The sequence below is a fragment of the Algibacter amylolyticus genome (genome assembly GCF_014202225.1).
Taxonomy (GTDB): domain Bacteria; phylum Bacteroidota; class Bacteroidia; order Flavobacteriales; family Flavobacteriaceae; genus Algibacter_B; species Algibacter_B amylolyticus.
Window position 1 is genome coordinate 836,397 of sequence record NZ_JACHGE010000001.1, and the last position, 24,469, is coordinate 860,865.

The window sequence follows — 24,469 nt, forward strand, 5'->3', positions numbered from 1 at the left end:
AATACAATGAAAATAGCAGTTACTTCAGCAAATGGAAAATTAGGATCAACCATTGTGAAAAATTTAATTGAAAGTATCGGAAAAGATCATGTAATAGGTATTGCCCGATCACCAGAAAAAGCAAAACACCTTGGCATTGAAATACGAAAAGGCGATTATAATAGTCGTGAAGAATTTGATGCCGCATTGCAAGGTATAGATGTTGTTATGTTGCTTTCAGGAATGGATGAGCCTGATAAAAGAATTCAACAACACCGCAATGTTATAGATGCTGCCGTTAGTAATAGTGTTAAAAAAATAGTATATACTAGTATTGTTGGCGATGAAAAAAACACCGCTTTTAGCCCTGTTGTACAAAGTAATCGTAAAACAGAACAGGACGTCCAAAACTCGGGTCTTGAATACGCTATTGGTAGAAACGGTATTTATATTGAGCCCGATTTGGAATATTTAGATACTTACATTAAAGAAGGAGAGATTAGAAACTGTGCAGGCGATGGCAAATGTGCCTACACAAGTAGAGCAGAGTTGGGGTATGCCTACACTAAAATGTTGATGGAAGATAAGCACAACGGTAAAACTTATAATTTAGTGGGCGATGCTATTTCGCAAAGTGAATTGGCAGACTATATAAATCAAGTTTTTAAAACTCAACTTAGTTATAAATCGGTTTCGGTAGCAGATTATTTATCTGAAAGAAAAGCAGCGTTGGGCGATTTTCTGGGCACTGTAATTGCTGGAATTTATGAAGGCATAAAAAATGGAGCTAACAATGTGTCTTCAGATTTTGAAAAAGTTGCTGGTCGACCGCATAAATCTATCTTGGAGGTTATTAGGGTTTATAAGAATGCTAATTAAAATTAAAGTAATTTTATTGTAGGAGTACACTAAGGGTGTACGCGTTTAAGTAAAGAGCGGTGTTAGGTTCTAACACATATTGTTTGTTATTCTAAATTTATGATAAGAACTCCAATTAAAGCGAAATGCCAACGCCTAAGCTTACATTACTAAAGCCAACACTTCCAATTTTTAGGTGTTCGTAGCCTCCAATAAACTTATATTGTTTTCTGTGGTAATTTAAAAGGCCATTAAATTTATTAACGTTATTATCATTAACTAATACCTGATTAAAATTACACGCCAAACTAAACGGTTTAGCAAAAAACCATTCGGCACCTAAGCCGTATGTAAAACCTAATGCATCCACATCGCCATCAATATAAGCGGCACCTAAACCCCAATACGCATTAAAGCGTTCGGTACGTACCCGATTATATTTGGCTAAAGCTGTGTAAATAGCTAAAGCGTTTTTGCCAAAGTTTGGGCTGTTTTCCCAAAGCTGTAAATAATCTAACTCTAAACCTATGCGTTTAAAAAAACGCATATCGGCATTTAAATGATTGCCATATAATCTATTGGTTTCAAAAATATATCTAGTGGAAATAGAGGTGGTAAAAATTTCGGAGTCTTCATCCCAATTATAAGAGAAGTTGCCTTTATCAGTGTTTTTCTAGGATATTTAGTTAAATACGCATTACTTGCTTGGTGTGTGGTTTCAAAAGGACTTTCAATGGCAATACCATAAGCGGTGTAAGCAAATAGTTGTACAAATAACCCACCAACAACATCAGTTAAAAAGTTGCCATCCGAGGTGCCATTGTTGTTTGCGTAAGTAGTTTGAGTTTGGCTGTTACTACTTGTGTTTTTAGATTTTTTTAAGCTCTCTTCAGCCTCTTTAATTTTACCTTGGCTGTAACTTGATATGCTAAAAATAATAGTAATTAAAAAAAGAGTAATGTGCTTCATAATTTAAGTTCGAAAATTCAGAATTAAAATTTCACATAAATTATGCCGTTTTTGATTTTAGTGAGCGATTATAAAAATAAAAAAAACCGCCTAAAGTTTATTTAGGCGGCTTTTTAACTAGTTAGTAAATTATATTCTAGTAAATTCTAATCTTAAATTTACATCAATATCTATATCAAAACCAGATTCACTAACTTGTTCTGATACACCTGTTGTGAGTACTAAAGTGTTTTCGGTAAGCTCTTTAATAATATATTCTGGGTTAGCAGAAATCTCATCGTCTATAACAGGAGCGCTAGTGTTAAACGATCCAAAATCTCCAGAAAATGTTAAAATATTACCATCTCTACTCCAATCTGACTCAGAAGTTATATTGTTTATTGTGCTAGTTTCTGTTGAGCTTGTTCCATTAGCAGAAGAGGTTATTTCAAAATCAAGACTACTATTCTCTGTAAATGCTTTATTTGGGTTTTCAGTAAATGTAAGTATGTAGTCAATATTTATAGCTTTTCCAGTAAACGTAGTTCTTAATGGGTTTCCTTGAAAATTGGTGGATGTGCTGCCATCATTTGTGTAGCTAATTAATTCCCAATTTCCTGGCAACTCTCCAGAAGTATCTAATGTGTCGTCACTACTCTCGCAACTAAAAATTGTGGTAGAAAATAAAAATAATAGTACTACGCGTTTAAGTGTTTTGCTTAACATTTTAAAAAGTTTAATTAATTATTTAATTTGTTATATGCTATTTAATGTAAATAACACACAGTAAAGATAAAATGTTTTAGTAGTATTGAAAGGTATTTCTTGATTATTGTAAATAATGCATTACACATCTTGATTTTTTTAGATAACGTTAAAAAATTTGGTAATTTTTCAAGTAAATTTTAATAAGCTCTTCCTATTACTCAAAGATATATTATAACTAAAGTTAATAATCCTATCAATAAATCTTCTAACATTGGGTTCATCTCTTCGGGCATTATTACGTATCTTTGCACTTAGAATTATTCTGAATAAAAGAAATGAAACTAGATAAAAAAGACATACTTAAAGCACTCGAAAACATTACCGTACCTGGTGAAGGACAAAATATGGTAGAAAGCGGTGCGGTAAAAAACGTCATCACTTTTGGCGATGAGGTCATTGTTGATATTACAATACAAAACCCAAGCCTACAAGCTAAAAAGCGTACAGAGGTTGATATTCTTAAAACCATTCACGAAAAGGTTTATGAGAAAGCTAAAATTACGGTAAATGTAAAAGTTGAGGCTCCAGCCGAAAAGCCAAAAGCAAATGTTATTAAAGGAAAACCAATTCCGGGTATTCAAAATATAGTTGCCGTGGCATCTGGTAAAGGTGGTGTAGGGAAATCTACAGTTACAGCAAATTTAGCCGTTACTTTAGCTAAAATGGGCTTTAAAGTAGGTGTTTTAGATGCCGATATTTACGGGCCATCTATTCCAATAATGTTTGATGTAGCCAATGAGAAACCTTTAGCAGTTACTATTGAAGGAAAATCAAAAATGAAGCCTGTCGAAAACTATGGCGTAAAAGTATTATCCATTGGGTTTTTTACAAAACCAGATCAGGCGGTAGTATGGCGTGGGCCAATGGCTGCAAAAGCATTAAATCAAATGATTTTTGATGCACATTGGGGCGAATTAGATTTCTTGCTTCTAGACTTACCTCCAGGAACAGGCGATATTCATTTAAGTATTATGCAATCTTTACCAATTACAGGAGCAGTTGTAGTTAGTACACCGCAAAATGTAGCTTTAGCCGATGCTAAAAAGGGTGTAGCTATGTTTCAGCAAGAAAGTATAAATGTGCCAGTATTAGGAATTATAGAAAATATGGCATACTTTACACCTGCTGAATTACCTGATAATAAATATTTTATATTCGGTAAAGAAGGTGCTAAACATTTAGCCGAAGATTTAAACGTACCGTTTTTAGGTGAGTTGCCATTAGTACAAAGCATAAGAGAAGCTGGCGATGTTGGTCGTCCGGCGGCATTACAAACAGCAACGCCATTAGAGCAAGCATTCGAGAAATTAACTCAAAATGTTGTGCAGGAAGTTGTAAGACGAAATGACGATTTACCACCAACCGAAGCTATTAAAATTACAACTATGGCAGGTTGTGCAGCTGTAAAAAAATAAATTATGACCTCAGAAGAACTAAAAGAAAAAGTAGAATTCGCCCTAGAAGAAATTCGTCCGTTCCTGCAAAGTGATGGTGGCGATATCTCATTACTGTCTATCGAAGACGATAAATTAGTAAAAGTACAGTTAAAAGGGGCATGTGTAGGTTGCAGTGTAAATCAAATGACACTAAAATCGGGCGTGGAAATGACTATTAAAAAGTACGCGCCACAAATAGAGCAAGTTATTAATATTGAAGCTTAGTGTAAATAACTACAAAAGTTTCAATTAAAACATACTATCTTATAAAAAAGGAATCTTAAAATTGCAAAATTTTGACGATTCCTTATTTTTTAGCCCACAATTTAAATTAGCTAAAAAATCATTAAAAAATAAATTTGCAAGTCTTAAATTTGTGGCACGAATTATGACATGCATTTAGCATAAGTACAAAATAAAGTAATGGAAGACGTAAATATAAAAATCACAGATAGAGACGGAGTAATTCACGATATAGTTGCCCCAACCGATATGGCGATGAATCTTATGGAGGTTGTTCGTTCTTACGAGCTTGCGCCCGAAGGCACCATTGGTGTTTGCGGTGGTATGGCTATGTGCGCGTCTTGTCAATGCTATGTGTTAAGCAAAACCGAATTACCAGAAATGGGCGACGATGAAGAGGCCATGTTATCGGAAGCCTTCGATGTTAAGGATAACAGTCGTTTAGGCTGCCAAATCCAAATTACTCCAGAAATGGAAGGTTTAGAGGTAGAGTTGGCACCAGAAAGCTAAAATTTCTGCGTAAGCAGGAATCTCATTAAATTAATTTTTCAAAATAACTATTTGGGCGTTACCACAAGGGTCGGGCTTTCCGCTGTATCTTTTTTTGCCATTTATGACAGCAAAAAAAGGATGCCGCTGTAATCCCTAACGCGGGCGTATTTGCTAAAGTCAAACCTTTTAGTAAAGTCAAACATCACCACCAAACCAAAAACAGTTTCTTCAGTTCACCTGTTTTAAATTTTACCCAACATAACGTAGAAAATTGCTCGTCAAAATAATTTTTAGCACTTATTTTAAAAGCATCAAAACTTAACCAGTTTACATAAGTTTGTGGTTCAAGCAACCAATCTTTTTTATTCGGAATAAAGAACTTGCAATCCTCAAAATGTTTCAAATCATTTTGGTTCATGTAAAAGCCAACAATACAATCTGGGTTCAACGTTTTTAACGCTGTATCTTGTTTAGCAAAAGGTAAAAATAACTGCGCCTTAAAATACACTTCTTGGGTAATGTCTTTAGGGGCTAAATCAAGTTTATCTAAATATGGTTTGCAAGCATCAGTATAGAGTAAAGGAAGTTGTTTCTCTCTTAATTTTGTAAGCTTTTCAATTAAAGAGTCCTTTCTGTTCGGGCCAATAAAATGTTCAATTTCCGTATCGCCAACAGACGCGTCATACAAATAGAACTTGTAAATAACCTCCAAATGGATAGGTTTTCCATTTCGTTTTAGTAGACAATCAATTTCACCTAAAGTAGTTTTGCCGTCTTGTATTTGTATGTTTTCAGCTAAAACAGAAATATCTGGCTGTTGCTCAATTTCAAACGACACAAAGCGCTCAACATATTTTCCAAGACGTAAATTGTCGTCAATATCAACATCAATTTTATCAACTTTAGAATCTACTTCAAATTGTTGTAAATTATAAACAGCTTCACCTTGCCATAAGCATGGTGTTTTTAAAAAGCCTTCATATCTTTTTTGGAGCATTTAATTTTTTGCCGTTTTATAATCCGCCAATTTTCTTGGGCCTTCAAGCAAAACTCTAACAATTTGCAGGACGCCATCATCGTTAGTATCTATTTGCCATTTAATAAGTGATATTTTGCCGTTTTCAATTTCAATACCCGTAATGCTTCTTGGGTGCACACAACTCCCATCATTAAAAAAGGCAATGTCTCCAGGCTCCGGAAAGCGAGGTCTGTGTGTATGCCCAACAATAGTCATTACATTATTGTTTTCGATAATCCATCTTTTAGTTCTACGTTCTACCTTTATAAGTTCGGTGTAGTTTTTTGCAGGACTTGTTGGGTCTGCAATACCCATTACATTTAGTGGTTTCCAAAGTACTCGAACCATAAAACGGCTCCATTTCCAAAATAAGAAATTCCACCAATCGGCTTGGTGGCCGTGGGTTAAAAATAATTCTTGTCCAGTCATGCAATGTTTTAATATAATGCCTTCGTGGTACTTTATATCTTTAAAGAGCTCTACATCTTCTCCTACTTTTGGGTCAAAATAGGTAGAAAGGTATTTTTCAACGTATTTAGGATCTCTATACACCATATCATGGTTGCCCCATATCATGTGTAAACGCTCATTTTTATGAAATTCTTTCATAAGCATATACACGTTTTTATGAGCATTAAGTATAGATTTAAACGACAGGTTTTCCCAAAGCTCATCGCCATCGCCAATTTCACAATATTGAAAGCCTTCGGTATAATAATGCTTTAAAGCATGAAAGTAAATGTTTCGGTTGTTGGCAAAATCGTCGGCAAAACTATTATCACCTCGGTGGCAATCGCTAAATAGAATAAATTTACTATCATCATCAAAATCGATGATTTTAGCATTTTTATAAGCATTGTCTAATCTTTTCTTGGATGAAAACATGAAGTAAATGTAAACAAAATGCCTTTCTATTGAAACTGTTTTATATAGATTATTCCAATTTTAATTTCTCAATAGCAACAGGAAGTAATCGCTCTACAAACATGGAATAGGCGAGTTCCGATGGATGTAAACCATCGTTAGCCACTAAATTTGGGTTTTCCAACCCTTGTCTAGTAATATCTGTAATGTTAACATAAGTAATGTTGTTGCTGTCGCAATAATTTTTAGCAAATGTATTGTATCTGTCTAAGTCGGCAGATATGTTGGTGTTACCTCTTCCAAAAGGTGTATAAGCATAATCTGGAATTGAAACCACGATTACGTGCTCTTTATTGCCTTTAGCCTTTGCAATAGCGGTATTAACAAGCTTTGGGAATTCCGATTGATAAACGTTAAATGCTATATTTTGATACTGGTTATTTACCCCAATTAAAAGGGTTACCAAATCGAAATCTGAACTAGGGTTTTCGTTTGTTATGGCGTTTATTAAATCGGTGGTTGTCCAACCTGTTGTTGCAATTACGGATAGAACTAAGTTAGAAACAGAATCTAGGTTTTTTAGAATATCACGCTTTAAAATCTCTGGATACCTACACGTTTCGCAGACACTTTGGCCTATGGTATAACTATCGCCTAAAGCTAAATATTTTATAGTTTGTGGTCCTACGGGATTGTCTGTTTCTTCAACTTCTGAGACTTCTATAGGCGGTAAAACTTTTGGGGGTGTTTGTTCTTGCGAATTTATAGGTTCGCTAGAGCAGCTTAAACACGTGGTAATTAAAAAGGTTAGAAAATATACTTGAAGTTTCATAGTCGCTTTTTTACTAAATATACGAAACTATGTTTTACTTGGTTTTATCTCATGGTTGCTATAAATGTATTACTACTTTCTATTTAAAAGCATTTAACCCAGTTACATCCAGTCCAGTAATTAGCAAATGAATATCGTGTGTACCCTCGTAAGTTACTACGCTTTCTAGATTCATCATATGTCGCATAATAGAATATTCGCCGCTAATACCCATGCCACCAAGCATTTGTCTGGCATCGCGTGCAATTTTTAAAGCCATATCCACATTATTGCGTTTCGCCATAGATATTTGTGCTGAGGTTGCTGTACCATTTTCGCGCATAACGCCAAGTCTCCAAGCTAAGAGTTGGGCTTTGGTAATTTCGGTAATCATTTCGGCTAGCTTTTTTTGTTGCAATTGAAATTGACCAATAGGTTTGCCAAACTGCATACGCTCTTTGCTGTAGCGCAAGGCGGTGGCATAGCAATCCATAGCCGCACCAATAGCGCCCCACGCTATACCAAAACGTGCGGAATCTAGACAACCAAGCGGTGCGCCTAAACCAGATTTGTTAGGTAATACATTCTCTTTAGGTACTTTTACATTATCAAAAATAAGCTCGCCAGTAGACGATGCGCGCAACGACCATTTATTGTGTGTTTCTGGCGTTGTAAAGCCTTCCATTCCACGTTCTACAATAAGACCGTGAATACGTCCGCTTTCGTCTTTAGCCCATACCACCGCAACTTGTGCAAATGGCGCATTGCTAATCCACATTTTGGCACCATTAAGCAAATAATGGTCGCCTTTATCTTTAAAATTGGTAACCATGCCTCCAGGGTTACTGCCGTGATCTGGTTCGGTTAACCCAAAACAACCCATCCATTCGCCACTAGCTAATTTTGGTAAATATTTACTGCGTTGTGCTTCGTTACCATATTTCCATATAGGATACATAACTAACGAGGATTGTACCGATGCTGTAGAGCGAACCCCAGAATCGCCACGCTCAATTTCTTGCATAATTAAACCGTAACTAATTTGGTCTAAACCTGCACCACCATATTCCATTGGTATATAAGGCCCAAAAGCACCAATATTAGCTAAGCCTTCTATAATTTGTTTAGGGAATTCTGCCCTTTGCGCATAGTCTTCAATAATGGGCGAGACGTCGCGTTTTACCCATTCGCGGGCTGCGTCTCTAACCAACTTGTGTTCTTCGGTTAATAATTCATCTAAATTATAATAATCAGGAGCTTCGAATAAGTCTGGTTTCATTATGCTTGAGTGTTTAAATGAGAATTATTAGTAAAAGGGTTTTATTTTTATTAATAAACCAATATAATAACTCAAATTTAAAGAATCTTTCTAGATGTTGTTACATTTTTAGGTAGAAATCTTTAGTTAAATTTATATAAGCTTCGGTGTATTGGTGTCTCTCGGTTTCAATTATTAAGGACTCCATAGTGGTTTCGCTACTGCGGAACGAAAATTCTATTAAAGCACGTTTAATTTCAGAGGTAGGGTTTCCTTTTACGTGTAAAATTCTATTTGGAAATAAATTGAATTCTGAAGCTAATTGAATAAAAGTTGATGATTCTTTAAAAGGAATTACAACTGAAAATACACCAATTTCTGATAGTAATTTTGAAGTGCTTTCCAGTAAGTGATTAAACGGCATAGCATCTTGAAACCTTGCTAAATCTCTTTGGTTATTATCGGTTTTGTAATCTTCAGAATAGAAAGGCGGGTTGCATATAATAATATCGTATCGGTCTTCTTCGGTTTCTAGTTCTTCGGTAAAATCGGCTAATGAGGCATGATAGCAAAATAAGCGGTCGCCCCAAGGTGATTGCTCAAAATTGTCGACGCATTGTTCAAAGGCACTATCGTCAATTTCAATAGCATCAATAATTTCGGCATCACTACGTTGGGCAAGCATTAAAGCTAATACGCCAGTTCCGGCTCCAATATCTAAAATTGAAAACGGACGGTTTTTAAGTGAAGTCCACGCACCTAATAAAACACCATCGGTACCAATTTTCATGGCGCATTGGTCATGATTTATTTGAAATTCCTTGAAAACAAAAGGCTTTTTAGACATAATAGGTTTTAAAAAATTTAGGCAATAGTATGAAATAATGTGTTAAAGTGTTATAAATTTTATTAAACTATGTTAAATAAAATACGATTAACGGTCTATTTAGAGTTAGAAATATAAACCCTTATTTAGAACTAAATTATAATATTATGAAATACTCTGAAAAATTGTTAAAAGGATTAAACGATTTGTTGACTTTAAATTACGAGGTTGAAAAAATTTATATAGAAGCATTGAACGCCGTTACAGATACCGAATTGAAAACTTTTTTTAAAGAACGTGGGCTTGAGCGTAATGAATTTGGCAAAGATTTAATGGTAGAAATTGAAAATCTTAATACCGAAATGGAGCTTAAATTTGATGGGAAATTAGAAAACGGATTTTATGTAACATGGATGAATTTTAGACGTTTGTTTCTATTTGAAGATAAAGTTAATTTGTATTTAGAGATTTGCAAATTAAAAGAGTTGACCATAAGTAAGTATGATGATTTGTTAAATCAAAAGGAATTACCGCATTCTACCATTACAGTATTAGAGCGTCAAAAAGCACAAATTCAAAAAGCTTTAAATGCAATTATTATAGAAAAAAATCTTGTTGCATAGTATTAAGTTTCTATTTAATTGATAAAAAAAAGCAACCCATTGGGTTGCTTTTTTTGTGTGTTGTCATGTTGTTATAAATATAGGTCTATGAGTCCTTCTGGAGTTTCAACAAGGATTGTTTTGTTATCTCTATCTACTTTAATTATAAACTCATCGTTCATAGGTATTAAAATTTCTATACCATCTCTGTCAATTTCAAAAAGTGATTGCGCTGTAGAGTCGTTAATAGCTTTAATGATACCAACATCTCCAAAGTTTTTATCTGTAATAGTGAAACCAATAACCTCATGGAAGTAAAATTTATTACCCTCAAGTTTGGGTAGTAAATCTAATGGCAAGTATAAGCCGCTTTTCATAATAGAATCGGCATCTGCTTCTGTATCTACATCTTCAAATTTTATACGCAGTAATTCCGATTTATGTAATTGAGAACTTTCAATAAAAAATGGAACAAGATTATTTCTTAACTCCAAAAATATAGCGTCTAGATTTTCATAAATATCAGGTTGGTCGGTATCTAGCTTAGCTAATACTTCGCCTTTAAAACTGTACTTTTTTACAATTTTACCTAAATAAAAACAGTCTTCTTTTTTCATAGAAAGTGATTTTTTCATTTCCGTGAATGCGGAAATCTTTTCAAATTTAATTAGATCCCGTTTTACAGCGGGATTTGGTCAATCATGTATTTTGTAAACCAAAATACTACTTAACAAAAAAACTCCGATATTGCTATCGGAGTTTAAAAGTATAAAAAAATATTTTTTATTCTTCTTCGTTTGAAGCTTCTGCTTCAGCAGCAGGAGCATCTTCAGTTGCTTCTTCCTCAACAGGAGCAGGAGCAGCTGCAGCAATTCTTGCTTCGTTAACAGCTTTCTCAGCGGCAAGAGCATCAGCTTTCGCTTTAGCTTCTACATCAGATAAACCATCAGCTTTCGCTTGAATCTTAGCTTCTTTTGCTTCTACCCAAGCAGTAAATTTAGCTTCGGCTTGCTCTTCAGTTAAAGCACCTTTTCTAACACCACCAGCTAGGTGATTTTTAAGCATTGCACCTTTGTAAGACAATAAAGTCTTAGCAGTATCAGTTGGTTGTGCACCATTCTGTAACCATGTTACGGCGCCATCAACGTTTAATTCAACAGTTGCTGGGTTTGTGTTTGGATTGTAGATACCTAATTTCTCTAAGTATTTACCGTCTCTTTTTGAACGTGCATCAGCTGCTACGATCCAGTAAAAAGGTTTCCCTTTTTTACCATGTCTTTGTAATCTAATTTTTACTGGCATAATAATTAATTATTTGAGGTTCTCGACCTCTGTTATTAATGAGGGCGCAAAGATAATATAAATATTTAATTACCAGCGGTTTATTTTCGATGAATTTTAAAACAATAAACAAACGGGTTCAGGAGCTTTAAAGTCCTGAGAAAATGATAGTTTACCTGTTGCAGAGTCAATGTTAAAAACTGCAATATTGTTACTTTTTTTATTGGCTACAAGTAGAAATTTCCCTGTTGGATCTATCGTGAAATTACGAGGCCAATCGCCATGTACACTAATATTTTGAATTTTATTAATAGTTCCGGTGTTAACATCGCGTTTAAAAACGGCTATCGAGTTTTCGCCACGATTAGAGCCATATAAAAAACGTTCGTCTTTTGATAAATGAATATCCGCACATTTGTTTGGGCCTTTATAATTTTCGTCTAGAGTAGAATCGTGGTCTATCTGCTCGAAACCAGTATCTGTTTTTTTAACCGAAGTTATAGAGCCGCCATACTCGTTAATGATGTACATGAAATTGCCGTCTTTGGTTATAGAAAAATGCCTTGGTCCTGGATTGCCTTCAATTTTGATTATAGATTCAGACTCTAATTTATAGATGTCGTTATTAAGTTTGTAGTGATAGAGTCTATTTCTGCCTAAATCGGAAACGAATAAATCATCATTTCTAAATTGTGCCGAATGTGTATGAGCTGGTTTTTCGCCTGCTTCATTATGATTAAAAACTTGAGGTGCTTTTTCAATACTGCCGTTATCATTTAAAGCGTGAATTGAAACGGTACCACCACCATAATTTGAAACCACAACTTTATTACCCAACTCATTAACGTTTACATGACATGGACCTTTACCTTGGCTACTCCCAGAATTTATAAATGATAAACTGCCGTCCTCATTGCGTTTAAAAGCTGTAATAGCACTCGATTGTCCTTCGCCAACAGCATATATAACTTTTTTGTTGGGCGAATATGTTATAAATGAAGGGTTTTCTACGGCAACTGCTAATTGTCTATTGGAAAGCTCTCCTGTTTCCGTATTAAAATCAAACTTATAAATCCCTTCGCTATCACCCGATGTATAGGTGCCAACGTAAAGTGGCATGTTTTCTTCTTTACAGTTAAATAAAATTAGTGGTAGTATCAGTAAAACTAAATGTTTAGGGTTCATAATGTTAAAATTTAAGCTTCTAAATTATAATAAATTATGTTAAATCGAGTACTTTAATGTTAATGATTCTTAAATCCATCATAAACCCTGTTAAATCGCTTGACAAAAGGCCTGTTGAGATGTATATTTGAGTAAACGATGTCACTAATATGCATCGATAAATAAGATATTGAAATGGCTAATAAAATTATTTATTTGTGTTTAATACTTTAATTAACCATCAAAGGATTTATATATCCTTCGGAAACAATAAAATGAAACACATGAAATTTAAAATGAAAACGATATTATGAAGTACACAGAAGAAATTTCAAATAAATTAAATGAATTGTTAGTAAAAAATTATGATGCCGAAAAAGGGTATCTTAATGCTGCTGAAAACGTAGGAAGTCCAACTTTAAAAATATTTTTTAAACGTAGGGCTACCGAGCGCAGTGAATTTGCCAAAAACTTAAGGACAGAAATCTTAAGATATGGACAAATTCCGGAAGATTCAGGAAGTTTTAAAGGCGCTATGCACAGAAATTGGATGAGTTTAAAATCGCTATTTTCTTCAAATGATGAAGAAGCTATTTTGCAGGAAGCCATAAGAGGCGAGAAAGCAAGTCTTGAGGAATACGATGAGATTTTAAAAGATAAAACCTTACCGCCAACCATCGATTCGATGTTATTTAAACAACGAAACGAAATTCAAGCAGCAATAAATTTAGAAAAAGTTCACGAGGAGTTAGTATCATAAAATGATAGTTAGTTTGGTTAGTAAAGAGTGGAATCCATTGGGTTCCGCTTTTTTTTGTTTACAACTCTTTAAAAATTCACTTTATGGTAGTGTAAATTCTATGTATTTTTATACACTTCGTTTTTTGCTCTAAACGAATACACACATCAATAAATAAACATGTTTTTATGTATTTAATTTTCGATACCGAAACTACCGGATTACCAAAACGTTGGGATGCACCAATTACAGACACAGATAATTGGCCAAGATGTATTCAAATTGCATGGCAACTGCACGATGGTATGGGTAACTGTATTGAAAGTCAGGATTATTTGGTTAAACCAGAAGGCTTCAATATCCCTTATGATGCAGAAAAAATTCATGGTATTTCTACGGAGTTAGCACAAGAGCAAGGTGTCCCTTTAGCCGAGGTTTTAGAGAAATTTAATATCGCTTTAGCAAAAACAAAGTTTGTAGTAGGGCAAAACGTAAAGTTCGATTTAAATATTATGGGTGCCGAATTTGTTCGTGGTGCCGTTGATAATCCTTTACAAGAATTACCGGTTTTAGATACCTGTACCGAACATACAGCAAATTTATGTGAGATTCCTGGTGGGCGTTACGGAAAATTTAAACTCCCAACCTTAACAGAGTTACACGAGTTTTTATTTCAAGTACCTTTTTCTGAAGCGCACAACGCGACTGCCGATGTGGAAGCTACAACGCGTTGTTTTTTAGAGTTAATTCGTTTGGGCGAATACACCAAAGAGCAGCTAGAGGTGGAACCTGAATATTTTGAGGATTTCAAAAAGGAAAACCCCGATACTATTCAGCTTATTGGTTTAAAGCACATCAATCTTAAAAAGGAAAGTGCTAAGATTAATGCACGTTTAAAAAAGGCGCAAGAGGTTGATATTTCCTCGGAGGAAATTAATAAAAATGTTTCCGATTTAGCCGGTGTTGATTTTGTACACTTGCACAATCATTCGCAATTTTCGGTATTACAATCTACTATGGGTGTTGCCGATATTGTTGCGGCGGCGGCCAAATACAACATGCCGTCTGTAGCATTAACCGATCATGCTAACATGATGGGGGCTTTTCACTTTATAAATGCTGTAAATAAACACAATAAAGCGGCCGAAGCTAAAATTGCTGAAGCAGAAGAAAATGGCGAATCTACCGATGTAAAAACTATAAAACCAATTATTGGTTGCGAGTTTTTTGTTTGCGAAAATCACTTAGATAAATCTAGAAAAGATAACGGCTATCAAATTGTATTGTTAGCTAAAAATAAAAATGGGTACCATAACCTAGCTAAATTATCGTCGCATGCCTTTGTTAACGGGTTTTACTATTTACCAAGAATTGATAAAAAGTTAATACAGGAGTATAAAGAAGATATTATTGTACTAACGGGAAACCTTTATGGTGAGGTGCCTAGTAAGGTTTTAAATGTTGGTGAAAACCAAGCGGAAGAGGCGCTTATTTGGTGGAAAGAGGAATTTGGCGATGATTTATACGTGGAGCTTATGCGCCATAATCAAGATGATGAAGATCGTGTAAATCCAACCTTAATAAAACTTGCTAAAAAACATGATGTTAAACTTATAGCGTCCAATAATACCTATTACCAAAATCAAGAAGATGCTAATGCGCATGATATTTTATTGTGTGTAAAAGATGGTGAAAAACAGGCTACTCCAATTGGACGCGGACGTGGTTACCGCTATGGTTTGCCAAATCAGGAGTATTATTTTAAATCGCCAGATGCCATGAAGGAATTGTTTAAGGATATTCCTGAAGCGATTAGTAATGTGCAAGAAGTAGTCGATAAAATTGAAGGCTACCAACTTGCTCGTGATGTATTATTGCCAGCCTTTGATATTCCTGAAGAATTTAGGCATGAAGAAGATGCTGTTGATGGTGGAAAACGCGGGGAGAATGCTTTTTTAAGACATTTGGTTTATCAAGGTGCCAAAAAACGATACGGCGAAGAACTATCAGAAGAAGTTGTTGAGCGTTTAGATTTTGAGTTAAGCGTTATTGAAAACACTGGATATCCGGGTTATTTTTTAATTGTTGAAGATTTTATTCGCGAAGCCAGAAAAATGGATGTTTCGGTGGGGCCTGGGCGTGGTTCGGCGGCAGGATCGGTGGCCGCTTATTGTTTATGGATTACAAATATAGATCCTTTAAAGTACGATTTACTTTTTGAGCGTTTCTTGAATCCGGATCGTGTAAGTATGCCCGATATTGATATTGATTTTGATGATGAAGGTCGAAGTCGTGTTATGGATTACGTTATTGATAAATACGGTAGTAGTCAGGTAGCACAAATTATTACCTATGGTACCATGGCTGCAAAATCGTCTATTCGTGATACCGCACGTGTGTTGGATTTACCTTTGTTTGATGCCGATAGGATTGCAAAATTAATCCCGAATATGTCTAAACTAGGGAAGATTTTTGGTCTTTCTGAAAAGGAACTTGGGAAAAAATTTAGAGCCGAAGATTTAGAAAAAATCAACGAACTTTTAAATATTGCCGACGGTAGCGATTTACAAGCTGAAACTTTAAACCTTGCAAGAACACTAGAAGGCTCGGTAAGAAATACGGGAATTCATGCCTGTGGTGTTATTATTACACCCGATGATATTACCAAATTCGTACCGGTTTCTTTAGCAAAAGATTCCGATTTGTATGTTACCCAGTTTGATAACTCGGTGGTGGAAGATGCGGGATTACTTAAAATGGATTTCTTGGGGTTAAAAACGCTAACCTTAATTAAAGATACCGTTAAAATTGTAAAAGCGAAACACGATATTTTACTCGATCCGGAAACCTTTCCGTTGGACGATGAAAAAACGTATGAGCTGTTCCAAAGAGGGGAAACCGTTGGTGTGTTCCAGTATGAATCTCCTGGGATGCAGAAACACCTTCGCGATTTAAAGCCTACCGTTTTTGAAGATTTAATTGCCATGAATGCCTTGTATAGACCAGGGCCAATGGAGTATATTCCAAGTTTTGTTAGAAGAAAACATGGAGATGAGGATATAGAATACGATTTACCAGCCATGGAGGAGTACCTAAAGGAGACTTATGGTATTACGGTATATCAAGAGCAGGTAATGTTACTGTCGCAAAGTTTAGCAGATTTTACAAAAGGTGAAGCCGATGTACTCCGTAAGGCGATGGGTAAAAAGCAAATTGCGGTTCTTGATAAAATGAAACCTAAATTTATCGAGCAGGCTAGTGCCAAAGGGCACGATGCTAAAATTCTGGAGAAAGTTTGGAAAGATTGGGAAGCCTTTGCTAGTTACGCCTTTAACAAATCGCACTCCACATGTTATGCGTGGATTGCTTACCAAACGGCTTATTTAAAAGCGCATTATCCTGCCGAATATATGGCGGCGGTATTATCGAATAACATGAACGATATTAAGCAGGTTACATTTTTTATGGAAGAGTGTAAGCGTATGAAACTTGATGTTTTGGGGCCAGATGTAAACGAATCGTTTTACAAGTTTTCGGTAAATAAAGATTATGCTGTTCGTTTTGGTATGGGCGCCATAAAAGGTGTTGGACATGGTGCGGTAATGACGATTGTTGAAAACAGAGAAGAAGACGGTCCTTATAAATCAATATTTGATTTTGCGAAACGAATAGATTTAAGAGCAGCCAATAAAAGAGCTTTTGAAAACCTTGCTTTGGCAGGTGGTTTTGATGGTTTAAGTGATGTGCATCGAGCGCAGTATTTTCATGATGATGGCGATGGTATTACTTTTTTAGAAAAGGCTATAAAATTTGCTCAAAAGTATAAAGAGAACGAAAATTCGGCACAGATAGATATGTTTGGTGAGCAAAGTAATGTGCAATTTGCAGAACCCGAAGTGCCACCTTGCGAGGAATGGGGAACCATGGAGAAACTTAGTAAAGAGCGCGAGGTTGTTGGGGTTTATATTTCTGGACATCCGTTGGACGATTTTAAAACCGAAATGAAAACCTTTTGTAATGGTACCGTAGGAATGTTTAATACTTTGGAGCCTTATGTAAATAGAGAGTTGGTTTTTGGTGGTGTTGTTACCGATGTGCAACATCGTGTAAGCAAGCAGGGAAAAGGATGGGCTATGTTTACTATTGAAGATTATACCGATAGTTTTGAGTTTAGAATTTTTGGCGAGGAGTATTTAAAATTTAGACACTTTTTGTTACAAAATAGTTTTGTGTTTGTAAAAGCTTTTATTCGCGAAGGTTGGGTAAATAAGGATACGGGCAAGAGAAGTGATCCTAGATTGCAGTTTAATAGTTTCCAGTTGCTGCATGACGTGATGGAGAATTATGCCAAAAAGTTATCTATACAGCTAAATATTAAAGAGCTTGATGAGCAAAAAATAACGGCCTTAAAAGAATTAATAAACATGCACCCCGGAAATCAAGCTTTAAACTTTTTGGTGTATGATATGAGAGAAAAAATAAAGCTAAATATGTCTAGCAGACGACAAAAAGTGAAAGTTTGTCAGGAGTTGATAAGTGAATTAGAGGCTCAAGATGTGAAGTTTAAGTTGAATTAACGGGTTTTATTAATGCTTTAAATAATCTATTTTTTTTGATATTAAGTTAAAATTGTAATTTGAATTTTTGCACGCGCGCAAGGGATTGAACGGCATGTTTGAGCGCCCGACGTAGGAGGTGCGAGTAGTGAAAGCCCGACCCTTGGGATGCGCCCAATAAAATTAAATAAAGCTAGCCAATAGCGTTATAGGTAAAACAAATTGTAGGTTTGTAAGCTTTCGTTTATTTTTTGACTAAATTTGTGTTAGTAAAACGAATTAAAAACATATTAAAATATAAATATTATGGCATTAGAAATAACAGATGCGACATTTGAAGAAGAAGTATTAAAGAGTGACAAGCCAGTTTTGGTTGATTTTTGGGCTGCATGGTGTGGACCTTGTAGAATGGTTGGACCTATTATTGAGCAAATTAGCGAAGAATATGAAGGTAAAGCTGTTGTTGGTAAGGTAGATGTTGATGCTAACCAAGAGTTTGCTGCTAAATATGGTGTGCGTAACATACCTACAGTTTTAGTGTTTCAAAACGGTGAGGTTGTTGGTCGTCAAGTTGGTGTTGCTCCTAAAAAAGCATATACAGATGCCATTGAAGGTCTTTTGTAGTAGATAAATAAAAAGAAACTTAAAAAGGTTTGCCATATTGGTGAACCTTTTTTTTATTTTAGATGCAAATTAAAAAAGAATTATGAGTAAAACTATAAAAGTACAAGATGCTATTGATAGCAAATTGATTGAGGAACGCAAAGTGTTTTTGTGGGGTCAGGTGGACGATAAATCTGCTAAACATGTAATTGATAGGTTGCTTTATTTGGATGCCTTAGAGACTAAGGATATCCAGTTGTACATTAATAGCCCAGGTGGTTATGTAACATCGGGTTTTGCTATGTACGATTGCATAAAATCTTTAAATAGCGATGTGTCTACAATTTGTACAGGGTTGGCAGCTTCTATGGGATCTATTTTATTATCGGTTGGTACTAAAGGAAAACGTTTTATACAACCTCATGCGCGTGTTATGATTCATCAACCTAGTGGTGGCGCTCGTGGGCAAGCTAGTGATATTGAAATTACGGCCCAAGAAATTATAAAAACTAAAGAATTAAGTGCTAAGATTTTAGCCGATAATTGCGGACAAGATTACGATAAGGTAATTAAAGATTTTAATCGCGACCATTGGATGGGTGCAGAGGAATCTGTGGCTTACGGTATTGTTGATGGGATAGTATAGCTCCACCTAACCTCCCCACGGGGGAGGGACTTTAGCTATTGTAGCAAGAAAATTGCTGATTACACTTAAAAAAATCTGTTAATCAATCAGAATTCCTAGACGCTCTGCGATTGGGTTTCTTATAAAACTGTCATTCCCGTTAAAACGGAAATTTAAATATTACACTTTTACCACAAGAGTGTTTCTCCCTTATGGGGAGATTAAGAGGGGCTTATGAACTTACAAAACGAACTTAATAAAGCAGAAGGTTTTAGAAATCTTGAGTTACTTGCAAAACAGGTGGTTGAAGGTTTTATTTCTGGTATGCATAAAAGTCCGTTTCATGGGTTTTCGGCGGAGTTTGCAGAGCATAAAATTTATAATCAAGGTGAAAGTACGCGCCATATAGACTGGAAGTTATTTGCTAAAACAGATAAGTTGTATACTAAGCGTTATGATGATGAAACTAATTTGCGTTGTCATATTATTTTAGATAATAGTAGCTCGATGCATTACCCTAAGCTGGATACGTTTTCCATAAATAGTTTAAATAAGATTAGTTTTTCGGCGTTGGCAGCGGCCTCTTTAATGCAAATTTTAAAAAGGCAACGCGATGCTGTCGGTTTAAGTATTTATAGTGATAAATATGACTATTATGCGCCAGAAAAGGGCAGTGAACGCCACCACCAAATGCTATTAAGCCATTTAAGTGATGCGGTAGTGTCTAAACCGTTAAATAAACAAACCGAAACGTATAAGTATTTGCATGAAATTGCAGAAAAGATTCATAGACGTTCTATGGTTTTTTTATTTACCGATATGTTTCAAACCACGGAAGATGACGCGCGATTATTCGAAGCTTTAAGGCACTTAAAGTATAATAAGCATGAAGTAGTGCTTTTTCATGTGTTTGATAAGCAAAACGAGCTTAATTTCGATTTTGATAATAAACCTAAGCGTTTTATAGATGTTGAAACCGGAGCGTATATAAATTTGTATGCCGATTCTATAAAAGAAAGTTATACTAAAACGGTAAGTGCTTATTTTGAAGCTTTAAAATTAAAATGCGCACAATACAAAATAAAGTATGTTGAGGCCGATATTAATGAAAATTTTAATAACATCCTCACAACGTACATGGTAGAGCGCCAAAAATTTCGATAACCTATATTTTTAAAAAGGATAAACTATTTTTTTTAAATTTTTTTTAAAAAAAGTTTAAAAAAGGTTTGGGGAATTGAAAAAGGCGGTTATCTTTGCACTCGCAATAATGCAACGGTCTGGTAGTTCAGTTGGTTAGAATGTCGCCCTGTCACGGCGAAGGTCGCGGGTTCGAGTCCCGTCCAGACCGCAAAAATTGCAAAAAGAAAGCTCTGAGAAATTAGGGCTTTTTTTGGTAATTATAACGACGTTGTGTTGATCACGCCACAAGCGTGATGTAGTTATACCAAAGTAATTTGGTATTCCAATGGAAAGCTTTCCTTTTTTCTGTGAAGAAGATGGGGATGCTTTTTTGTTTTAGGGTGGTTTTTAAATTAAAAGATGCTTGTATTAGGCTTGACAGTTTACGTAAACGGTTTTAATTAGCTCTTCCTTTTTAAAGGGTTTAGTAATAAAATCATCGAATCCATGTGCCTTAAGCTTTATAATTAATTCTTCACTAGGCATGTTAGCCGTAAAGGCAATGATAGTTAATTCTGGATTTAGTAATTTTAATTTGCCAATGGCTTCTAAGCCGTTTAGTTCGGGCATTTCTAAATCTAAAAGAACAATATCTAGGTTGTTATGCTTTTTTGCTTGTGCTATGGCTTCAAGACCGTTGTTAGCTAAAAAGGTGTTTGCCCTATAAGTTTTTAGTAAGGTATTTGCGTATAGTAGGGTAACTTTATTATCGTCTGCTATTAAAATATTTTTTTGCAGTAAACAGTTTTTGTCGCTTAATATTAATTCGATGTTTTGTGCTGTGTTTTCTTCAGATATTTTATTGAAGTTTATTTGAAATGAAAAAATACTACCTTGATCTCCATTGTTTTCAATTTTGATGAAGGATTGCATTTTGCTTAAAATAGTTTTGGTTAAGGATAAGCCCAAACCTGTACCGCCGTAAATATCGGTTGTTTCACTTTTTATTTGTTGAAAGCTTTCAAATATTTTTGAATAATTTTCTTTTAAGATACCAATTCCGGTGTCTTCAACTTTAAACAAAATAGAGGCTTCTGTTTCTGTTTCGTTGGTAATATGTGCTTTTAATTTAACGGTTCCTTTCTCTGTATATTTAATTGCATTACTTAATAGGTTTTTTAATATTTGAGCAAGTCTTAATTCATCGAAAATTAAATTAATATTGGCAATATTATTGTCTATTTCCTTTTTAAAAGTAATCCCTTTCTTTTCAGCTAATGGCTTAAATTGATTAGATATATTATTTAAAATAAGGTTTAGGTTTTCGGGTTTTTCTAGAAGTTCGAATTTGCCAGATTCAATTTTATGAATATCTAAAACATCGTTAACCAAATTTAGCATCTGCTCGTTACAGGTATTTAAGATGGTAGCGTATTGATCGATTAATTCTTTATTAGGTTTGGCTTCGTTTTTTTGTTCGGTTATAAGCTGTGTAATACCATTAATACTCGTTATTTGAGTTCTTAATTCGTGTCCTAAACTTGTTAGTGCAACTATGCGTTTGTCTTTTTCTCTTTCGGCAATTTTTTTATCTATTAAAAACGAAGTGAAATAATTTCGACCTACATAAACTGAAAACACCATAAACATTGCTGCAGTTACTACACTAATTATAGAGTTCATAATCATTTTGGTGTAGATACCATCTGGTCCTAAATTTTGGTATATTGGATATGTGGGTGTCATTAATATAGTAATGCCAGCCATTGTGGTTACTAGTATAAATAAAATATAATTGTGCTTTGTGAAGTTTTTATTCCGTTTTATTAAAAATGGTACCGAGAGTATAATGGCAAAATAATATAGAAAATTAAAAGACAAACGGCCTTCAAAATACAAAGCAGCAGAAATACCAAGGGCTAATCCTAAAATTGAAATATAAGCGCCTAGTGCGTATTTTTTATATTTAAAGTAGATGACTATGGATAAAATAACGCTTATTATTATGAAGGTGTCAAAAAATATAGAGGCTGTAAGCTCCAAGTAGTAGTTAAACACCAAGTTAACTAAGGCTAAAACTATGGCTAAAATATGGATAGCAAACGTAAAAACATCTATATATTTTTCCTCTTTATTATGCGAGTTATTGGTATGTTTTAAAATTATTTTCATTTAGAGAGATGCTCATGTAAAATTAAAAACATGTCTTCGTTTTTAAATGGTTTTGTTAGTATGCCATCAAAATTTAGGGCACTGATTTTTTCTATTAAGTTGTCGTCTGGAATATTTGCTGTAAACGCAATGATTTTAAATTTTTCATCCAATTTTTTAATATGTTTTACCGCTGTAAACCCATTCATTCCTGGCATTTCTAAATCCATAAGTATAATGGATAAATCTGGGTGATCTTTAGCTATCTGCACAGCTTCTATGCCGTTGTACGCTTTAAGAACTTTAGCTCCATTTTTTTCTAATAACTTAGAGGCATAGAGCATGCTAATTTTATTGTCTTCAGCAATAAGTATTTTTTTTCCTTTAAGAATAGAAGTTGTTATTTGGGTATTGCTAATTTGATTTTCAGTTTCAGTTAAAGCCTGGACTTTATTCAGTTTTAAAACAAAATAAAAATCACTGCCTTCTTTTGGTGAACTAATAACGTTAATTTGAGAATTCATTTTCTCAATTATTGTTTTCGAAATGGCCAAACCTAAGCCTGTGCCACCAATGTTTAAAGAGTTTTTATCTCGAATTTGGTGAAAACTATGGAATACCTTTTTAAGATTTTCTTTAGCTATGCCAATACCAGAATCTTTAACAGAAAATAGAACGGCAGCAAAATCTATGGTTTGCAACTCTATTTTTGCAGAGAATTTCACGTAACCTTTATCGGTGTATTTAATGGCATTAGAAATTAGGTTTTGAAGTACTTGGGTAAGCCTTGATGCATCTGTATTCACATAAAAGTTTTTTAATACAGGATCGATTGAAAATTCGAAAACTAATTTTTTTTCTAAGGCTTTATTTTTAAATGGGGTTACAACTTTATTAAGTAGATTATTTAAATTTTCAGGTTTGCTATTTAGCGTGAAGTTTCCAGACTCAATTTTATGAATGTCTAAAATATCATTTACCAAGAAAAGCATTTGTTTACTGCTAAGCTCTAGGGTTTCGGTATGTTCGGAAAACGTATTAGCGTCCAACTCGTTTTTTTTATTTTGATCGAGTATTAATTGTGTTATACCATGAACGCTACTTAACTGGGTTCGTAATTCATGGCCTAAATTAGATAGGACACGAGTTTTTTTATCCATTTGAATTTCTGCATTTTTTTTAGCCTTAATTAAAGCTAAAATGACATTGGAAGACACTACTACCAAAATAAATGAAAAAATTATAAATAGGGTAAAGCTTAAAATAGAGTTTGTAAAAAGTTTATTGTTAGCATGTTCTACTGCTAAATTTCCGGTGTTGTATTGTGGCGAAAAAACAATAATTAAAATGGTAAATAGTAAAACGATTAAGGCTAGAATTATACTATTTTGCAAGTAGTTTTTATTTCTTTTATTTAAAAAAGGGATGGCGCATAGTAAAACATAACTATACATAAAATAGGATGTTGTTAGTCCTACATTATAACACAAGTAAAGGGTGGTGGCACTTGCACAGGTAATAAATATTACGCTAGATAAAAATTGTTTTTTAAAATTGAAGTATAATTGAGCTGCTATAAAGAATAAGCTAACCACAAATATAGCAACACTTTTAGGCGTTTCGTAGTGCAGAATAGCATTTAATATGTAAATTAAAAGACCTGTTAAAAGGCCAATACTGTAAGTTATAAAAGTAAGTTGGTCTGCTCTACTGAGTTCCTTATATGGTGTTCTAGTTAAAAGTAAATTAATGTTTAATGATTTGAATTTCATTTAAAATACGTGCTTCATAATGCTTCTTGCTGCTTGTGTTGTAAGAATTGTAGTTGCTTAACATGCAATTAAGTGTTTTTTAGCGATATATTCAAACATTTTAGCGATGTTTTAGATGAATTGTTTAACTATTTAATTTTTAAGTCAAAACTTTATCTTTATTATAAATTAAAAGGCACTCAACATATTTTTTTTCATGTTGGGTTGTGTTGAAATCAAAAAAAGTCTTTATGGCTAAAGCTGAATCTAGGTCTCTTTTATTTGAAGCGTTATGGTTTGACAATGCGTGTGTTATTTGTAGTTAAAAATAATGCTGGTCTTTGTTTTTTTTAAACTTGAAACCATGAATAATT

General features: G+C 34.3%; 23 protein-coding genes and 1 tRNA gene. 11 read left to right on the plus strand and 13 right to left on the minus strand.

The features are described 5' to 3' along the window. Positions 1–6 precede the first annotated feature (6 nt). Positions 7–858 (plus strand): SDR family oxidoreductase, encoded by an 852-nt coding sequence (locus tag HNQ90_RS03595; protein ID WP_144115266.1) that lies wholly within the window; start codon positions 7–9, stop codon positions 856–858. Between the two features lie 115 nt (positions 859–973). On the opposite strand, the gene HNQ90_RS03600 is transcribed toward HNQ90_RS03595, so the two are convergent. From HNQ90_RS03600 to HNQ90_RS03610, 3 genes are all read right to left on the minus strand, one after another. Beyond that, positions 974–1,384, minus strand: coding sequence for a hypothetical protein (locus tag HNQ90_RS03600; RefSeq protein ID WP_144115267.1), 411 nt, complete (start codon positions 1,382–1,384; stop codon positions 974–976). A gap of 8 nt (positions 1,385–1,392) precedes the next feature. Next, positions 1,393–1,806: a hypothetical protein gene (locus tag HNQ90_RS03605; protein WP_144115268.1), complete on the minus strand. Its 414-nt coding sequence runs from the start codon at positions 1,804–1,806 to the stop codon at positions 1,393–1,395. Positions 1,807–1,935: 129 nt separating this feature from the next. Continuing rightward, entirely contained in the window at positions 1,936–2,511 is a 576-nt protein-coding gene (locus tag HNQ90_RS03610; protein WP_144115269.1) for a hypothetical protein, read from the minus strand. A gap of 317 nt (positions 2,512–2,828) precedes the next feature. On the opposite strand from HNQ90_RS03610, the gene HNQ90_RS03615 reads away from it, so the two are divergent. The 3 genes from HNQ90_RS03615 to HNQ90_RS03625 all read left to right on the plus strand — a co-directional run bounded on the left by HNQ90_RS03615 (position 2,829) and on the right by HNQ90_RS03625 (position 4,742). Then, positions 2,829–3,968: an Mrp/NBP35 family ATP-binding protein gene (locus HNQ90_RS03615; protein ID WP_144115270.1), complete on the plus strand. Its 1,140-nt coding sequence runs from the start codon at positions 2,829–2,831 to the stop codon at positions 3,966–3,968. A gap of 3 nt (positions 3,969–3,971) precedes the next feature. Continuing rightward, positions 3,972–4,214 (plus strand): NifU family protein, encoded by a 243-nt coding sequence (locus tag HNQ90_RS03620; RefSeq protein WP_144115271.1) that lies wholly within the window; start codon positions 3,972–3,974, stop codon positions 4,212–4,214. 198 nt (positions 4,215–4,412) lie between these two features. Then, entirely contained in the window at positions 4,413–4,742 is a 330-nt protein-coding gene (locus tag HNQ90_RS03625; protein WP_144115272.1) for a 2Fe-2S iron-sulfur cluster-binding family protein, read from the plus strand. Between the two features lie 184 nt (positions 4,743–4,926). On the opposite strand, the gene HNQ90_RS03630 is transcribed toward HNQ90_RS03625, so the two are convergent. From HNQ90_RS03630 to HNQ90_RS03650, 5 genes are all read right to left on the minus strand, one after another. Continuing rightward, entirely contained in the window at positions 4,927–5,721 is a 795-nt protein-coding gene (locus HNQ90_RS03630; protein ID WP_144115273.1) for a DUF1853 family protein, read from the minus strand. Then, on the minus strand, positions 5,722–6,627 hold the full coding sequence (locus tag HNQ90_RS03635; protein ID WP_144115274.1) for a metallophosphoesterase family protein: 906 nt from the start codon (positions 6,625–6,627) through the stop codon (positions 5,722–5,724). A 49-nt stretch (positions 6,628–6,676) separates the two neighbouring features. Next, complete coding sequence (locus tag HNQ90_RS03640) at positions 6,677–7,438, minus strand: SGNH/GDSL hydrolase family protein (protein WP_144115275.1); 762 nt, start codon at positions 7,436–7,438, stop codon at positions 6,677–6,679. Between the two features lie 79 nt (positions 7,439–7,517). Beyond that, positions 7,518–8,696: an acyl-CoA dehydrogenase family protein gene (locus HNQ90_RS03645; protein ID WP_144115276.1), complete on the minus strand. Its 1,179-nt coding sequence runs from the start codon at positions 8,694–8,696 to the stop codon at positions 7,518–7,520. 100 nt (positions 8,697–8,796) lie between these two features. After that, a complete protein-coding gene (locus tag HNQ90_RS03650; RefSeq protein ID WP_144115277.1) occupies positions 8,797–9,522 on the minus strand; it encodes a tRNA1(Val) (adenine(37)-N6)-methyltransferase in 726 nt (241 codons plus the stop codon). Positions 9,523–9,668: 146 nt separating this feature from the next. Here HNQ90_RS03650 and HNQ90_RS03655 point away from each other — a divergent pair, with 146 nt between their 5' ends. Further along, the gene (locus HNQ90_RS03655) at positions 9,669–10,124 is read left to right on the plus strand and encodes a DUF2383 domain-containing protein (RefSeq protein WP_144115278.1); all 456 of its coding nucleotides are present in this window, start codon (positions 9,669–9,671) and stop codon (positions 10,122–10,124) included. Between the two features lie 71 nt (positions 10,125–10,195). Here the strand turns inward: HNQ90_RS03655 and rimM are convergent, their stop codons facing one another. The 3 genes from rimM to HNQ90_RS03670 all read right to left on the minus strand — a co-directional run bounded on the left by rimM (position 10,196) and on the right by HNQ90_RS03670 (position 12,569). After that, a complete protein-coding gene (gene rimM / locus HNQ90_RS03660) occupies positions 10,196–10,720 on the minus strand; it encodes a ribosome maturation factor RimM (protein ID WP_144115279.1) in 525 nt (174 codons plus the stop codon). Between the two features lie 166 nt (positions 10,721–10,886). Beyond that, a complete protein-coding gene (locus tag HNQ90_RS03665) occupies positions 10,887–11,405 on the minus strand; it encodes a 30S ribosomal protein S16 (RefSeq protein ID WP_144115280.1) in 519 nt (172 codons plus the stop codon). A gap of 96 nt (positions 11,406–11,501) precedes the next feature. Further along, positions 11,502–12,569: a lactonase family protein gene (locus tag HNQ90_RS03670; RefSeq protein WP_144115281.1), complete on the minus strand. Its 1,068-nt coding sequence runs from the start codon at positions 12,567–12,569 to the stop codon at positions 11,502–11,504. Positions 12,570–12,858: 289 nt separating this feature from the next. On the opposite strand from HNQ90_RS03670, the gene HNQ90_RS03675 reads away from it, so the two are divergent. The 6 genes from HNQ90_RS03675 (at position 12,859) to HNQ90_RS03700 (ending at position 20,422) form a co-directional block, all read left to right on the plus strand. Then, the gene (locus HNQ90_RS03675) at positions 12,859–13,308 is read left to right on the plus strand and encodes a ferritin-like domain-containing protein (protein ID WP_144115282.1); all 450 of its coding nucleotides are present in this window, start codon (positions 12,859–12,861) and stop codon (positions 13,306–13,308) included. Positions 13,309–13,475: 167 nt separating this feature from the next. Continuing rightward, complete coding sequence (dnaE, locus tag HNQ90_RS03680; protein WP_144115283.1) at positions 13,476–17,864, plus strand: DNA polymerase III subunit alpha; 4,389 nt, start codon at positions 13,476–13,478, stop codon at positions 17,862–17,864. A gap of 285 nt (positions 17,865–18,149) precedes the next feature. Next, on the plus strand, positions 18,150–18,467 hold the full coding sequence (gene trxA, locus HNQ90_RS03685; protein ID WP_092848165.1) for a thioredoxin: 318 nt from the start codon (positions 18,150–18,152) through the stop codon (positions 18,465–18,467). 82 nt (positions 18,468–18,549) lie between these two features. Next, the gene (locus HNQ90_RS03690; protein WP_172625813.1) at positions 18,550–19,092 is read left to right on the plus strand and encodes a ClpP family protease; all 543 of its coding nucleotides are present in this window, start codon (positions 18,550–18,552) and stop codon (positions 19,090–19,092) included. A gap of 213 nt (positions 19,093–19,305) precedes the next feature. Continuing rightward, complete coding sequence (locus HNQ90_RS03695; protein ID WP_144115285.1) at positions 19,306–20,235, plus strand: DUF58 domain-containing protein; 930 nt, start codon at positions 19,306–19,308, stop codon at positions 20,233–20,235. Between the two features lie 113 nt (positions 20,236–20,348). After that, a tRNA-Asp gene (locus tag HNQ90_RS03700) sits at positions 20,349–20,422 on the plus strand. A gap of 200 nt (positions 20,423–20,622) precedes the next feature. On the opposite strand, the gene HNQ90_RS03705 is transcribed toward HNQ90_RS03700, so the two are convergent. After that, positions 20,623–22,365, minus strand: coding sequence for an ATP-binding response regulator (locus HNQ90_RS03705; protein WP_144115286.1), 1,743 nt, complete (start codon positions 22,363–22,365; stop codon positions 20,623–20,625). Beyond that, positions 22,362–24,116, minus strand: coding sequence for a hybrid sensor histidine kinase/response regulator (locus tag HNQ90_RS03710; RefSeq protein ID WP_144115287.1), 1,755 nt, complete (start codon positions 24,114–24,116; stop codon positions 22,362–22,364). Before HNQ90_RS03710 ends, HNQ90_RS03705 begins: the two co-directional genes overlap by 4 nt. Positions 24,117–24,469 lie beyond the last annotated feature (353 nt).

Bases quoted from the DNA above. Each gene is read 5' to 3' on its own strand.
- HNQ90_RS03645 (WP_144115276.1), bottom strand. From the start codon at position 8,696: ATGAAACCAGACTTATTCGAAGCTCCTGATTATTATAATTTAGATGAA.
- HNQ90_RS03650 (WP_144115277.1), bottom strand. From the start codon at position 9,522: ATGTCTAAAAAGCCTTTTGTTTTCAAGGAATTTCAAATAAATCATGAC.
- rimM (WP_144115279.1), bottom strand. From the start codon at position 10,720: ATGAAAAAAGAAGACTGTTTTTATTTAGGTAAAATTGTAAAAAAGTAC.
- HNQ90_RS03615 (WP_144115270.1), top strand. From the start codon at position 2,829: ATGAAACTAGATAAAAAAGACATACTTAAAGCACTCGAAAACATTACC.
- HNQ90_RS03640 (WP_144115275.1), bottom strand. From the start codon at position 7,438: ATGAAACTTCAAGTATATTTTCTAACCTTTTTAATTACCACGTGTTTA.
- HNQ90_RS03610 (WP_144115269.1), bottom strand. From the start codon at position 2,511: ATGTTAAGCAAAACACTTAAACGCGTAGTACTATTATTTTTATTTTCT.
- HNQ90_RS03710 (WP_144115287.1), bottom strand. From the start codon at position 24,116: ATGAAATTCAAATCATTAAACATTAATTTACTTTTAACTAGAACACCA.
- HNQ90_RS03670 (WP_144115281.1), bottom strand. From the start codon at position 12,569: ATGAACCCTAAACATTTAGTTTTACTGATACTACCACTAATTTTATTT.
- trxA (WP_092848165.1), top strand. From the start codon at position 18,150: ATGGCATTAGAAATAACAGATGCGACATTTGAAGAAGAAGTATTAAAG.
- HNQ90_RS03595 (WP_144115266.1), top strand. From the start codon at position 7: ATGAAAATAGCAGTTACTTCAGCAAATGGAAAATTAGGATCAACCATT.
- HNQ90_RS03600 (WP_144115267.1), bottom strand. From the start codon at position 1,384: ATGCGTTTTTTTAAACGCATAGGTTTAGAGTTAGATTATTTACAGCTT.
- dnaE (WP_144115283.1), top strand. From the start codon at position 13,476: ATGTATTTAATTTTCGATACCGAAACTACCGGATTACCAAAACGTTGG.
- HNQ90_RS03665 (WP_144115280.1), bottom strand. From the start codon at position 11,405: ATGCCAGTAAAAATTAGATTACAAAGACATGGTAAAAAAGGGAAACCT.
- HNQ90_RS03690 (WP_172625813.1), top strand. From the start codon at position 18,550: ATGAGTAAAACTATAAAAGTACAAGATGCTATTGATAGCAAATTGATT.
- HNQ90_RS03605 (WP_144115268.1), bottom strand. From the start codon at position 1,806: ATGAAGCACATTACTCTTTTTTTAATTACTATTATTTTTAGCATATCA.
- HNQ90_RS03695 (WP_144115285.1), top strand. From the start codon at position 19,306: ATGAACTTACAAAACGAACTTAATAAAGCAGAAGGTTTTAGAAATCTT.
- HNQ90_RS03635 (WP_144115274.1), bottom strand. From the start codon at position 6,627: ATGTTTTCATCCAAGAAAAGATTAGACAATGCTTATAAAAATGCTAAA.
- HNQ90_RS03625 (WP_144115272.1), top strand. From the start codon at position 4,413: ATGGAAGACGTAAATATAAAAATCACAGATAGAGACGGAGTAATTCAC.
- HNQ90_RS03630 (WP_144115273.1), bottom strand. From the start codon at position 5,721: ATGCTCCAAAAAAGATATGAAGGCTTTTTAAAAACACCATGCTTATGG.
- HNQ90_RS03620 (WP_144115271.1), top strand. From the start codon at position 3,972: ATGACCTCAGAAGAACTAAAAGAAAAAGTAGAATTCGCCCTAGAAGAA.
- HNQ90_RS03675 (WP_144115282.1), top strand. From the start codon at position 12,859: ATGAAGTACACAGAAGAAATTTCAAATAAATTAAATGAATTGTTAGTA.
- HNQ90_RS03655 (WP_144115278.1), top strand. From the start codon at position 9,669: ATGAAATACTCTGAAAAATTGTTAAAAGGATTAAACGATTTGTTGACT.
- HNQ90_RS03705 (WP_144115286.1), bottom strand. From the start codon at position 22,365: ATGAAAATAATTTTAAAACATACCAATAACTCGCATAATAAAGAGGAA.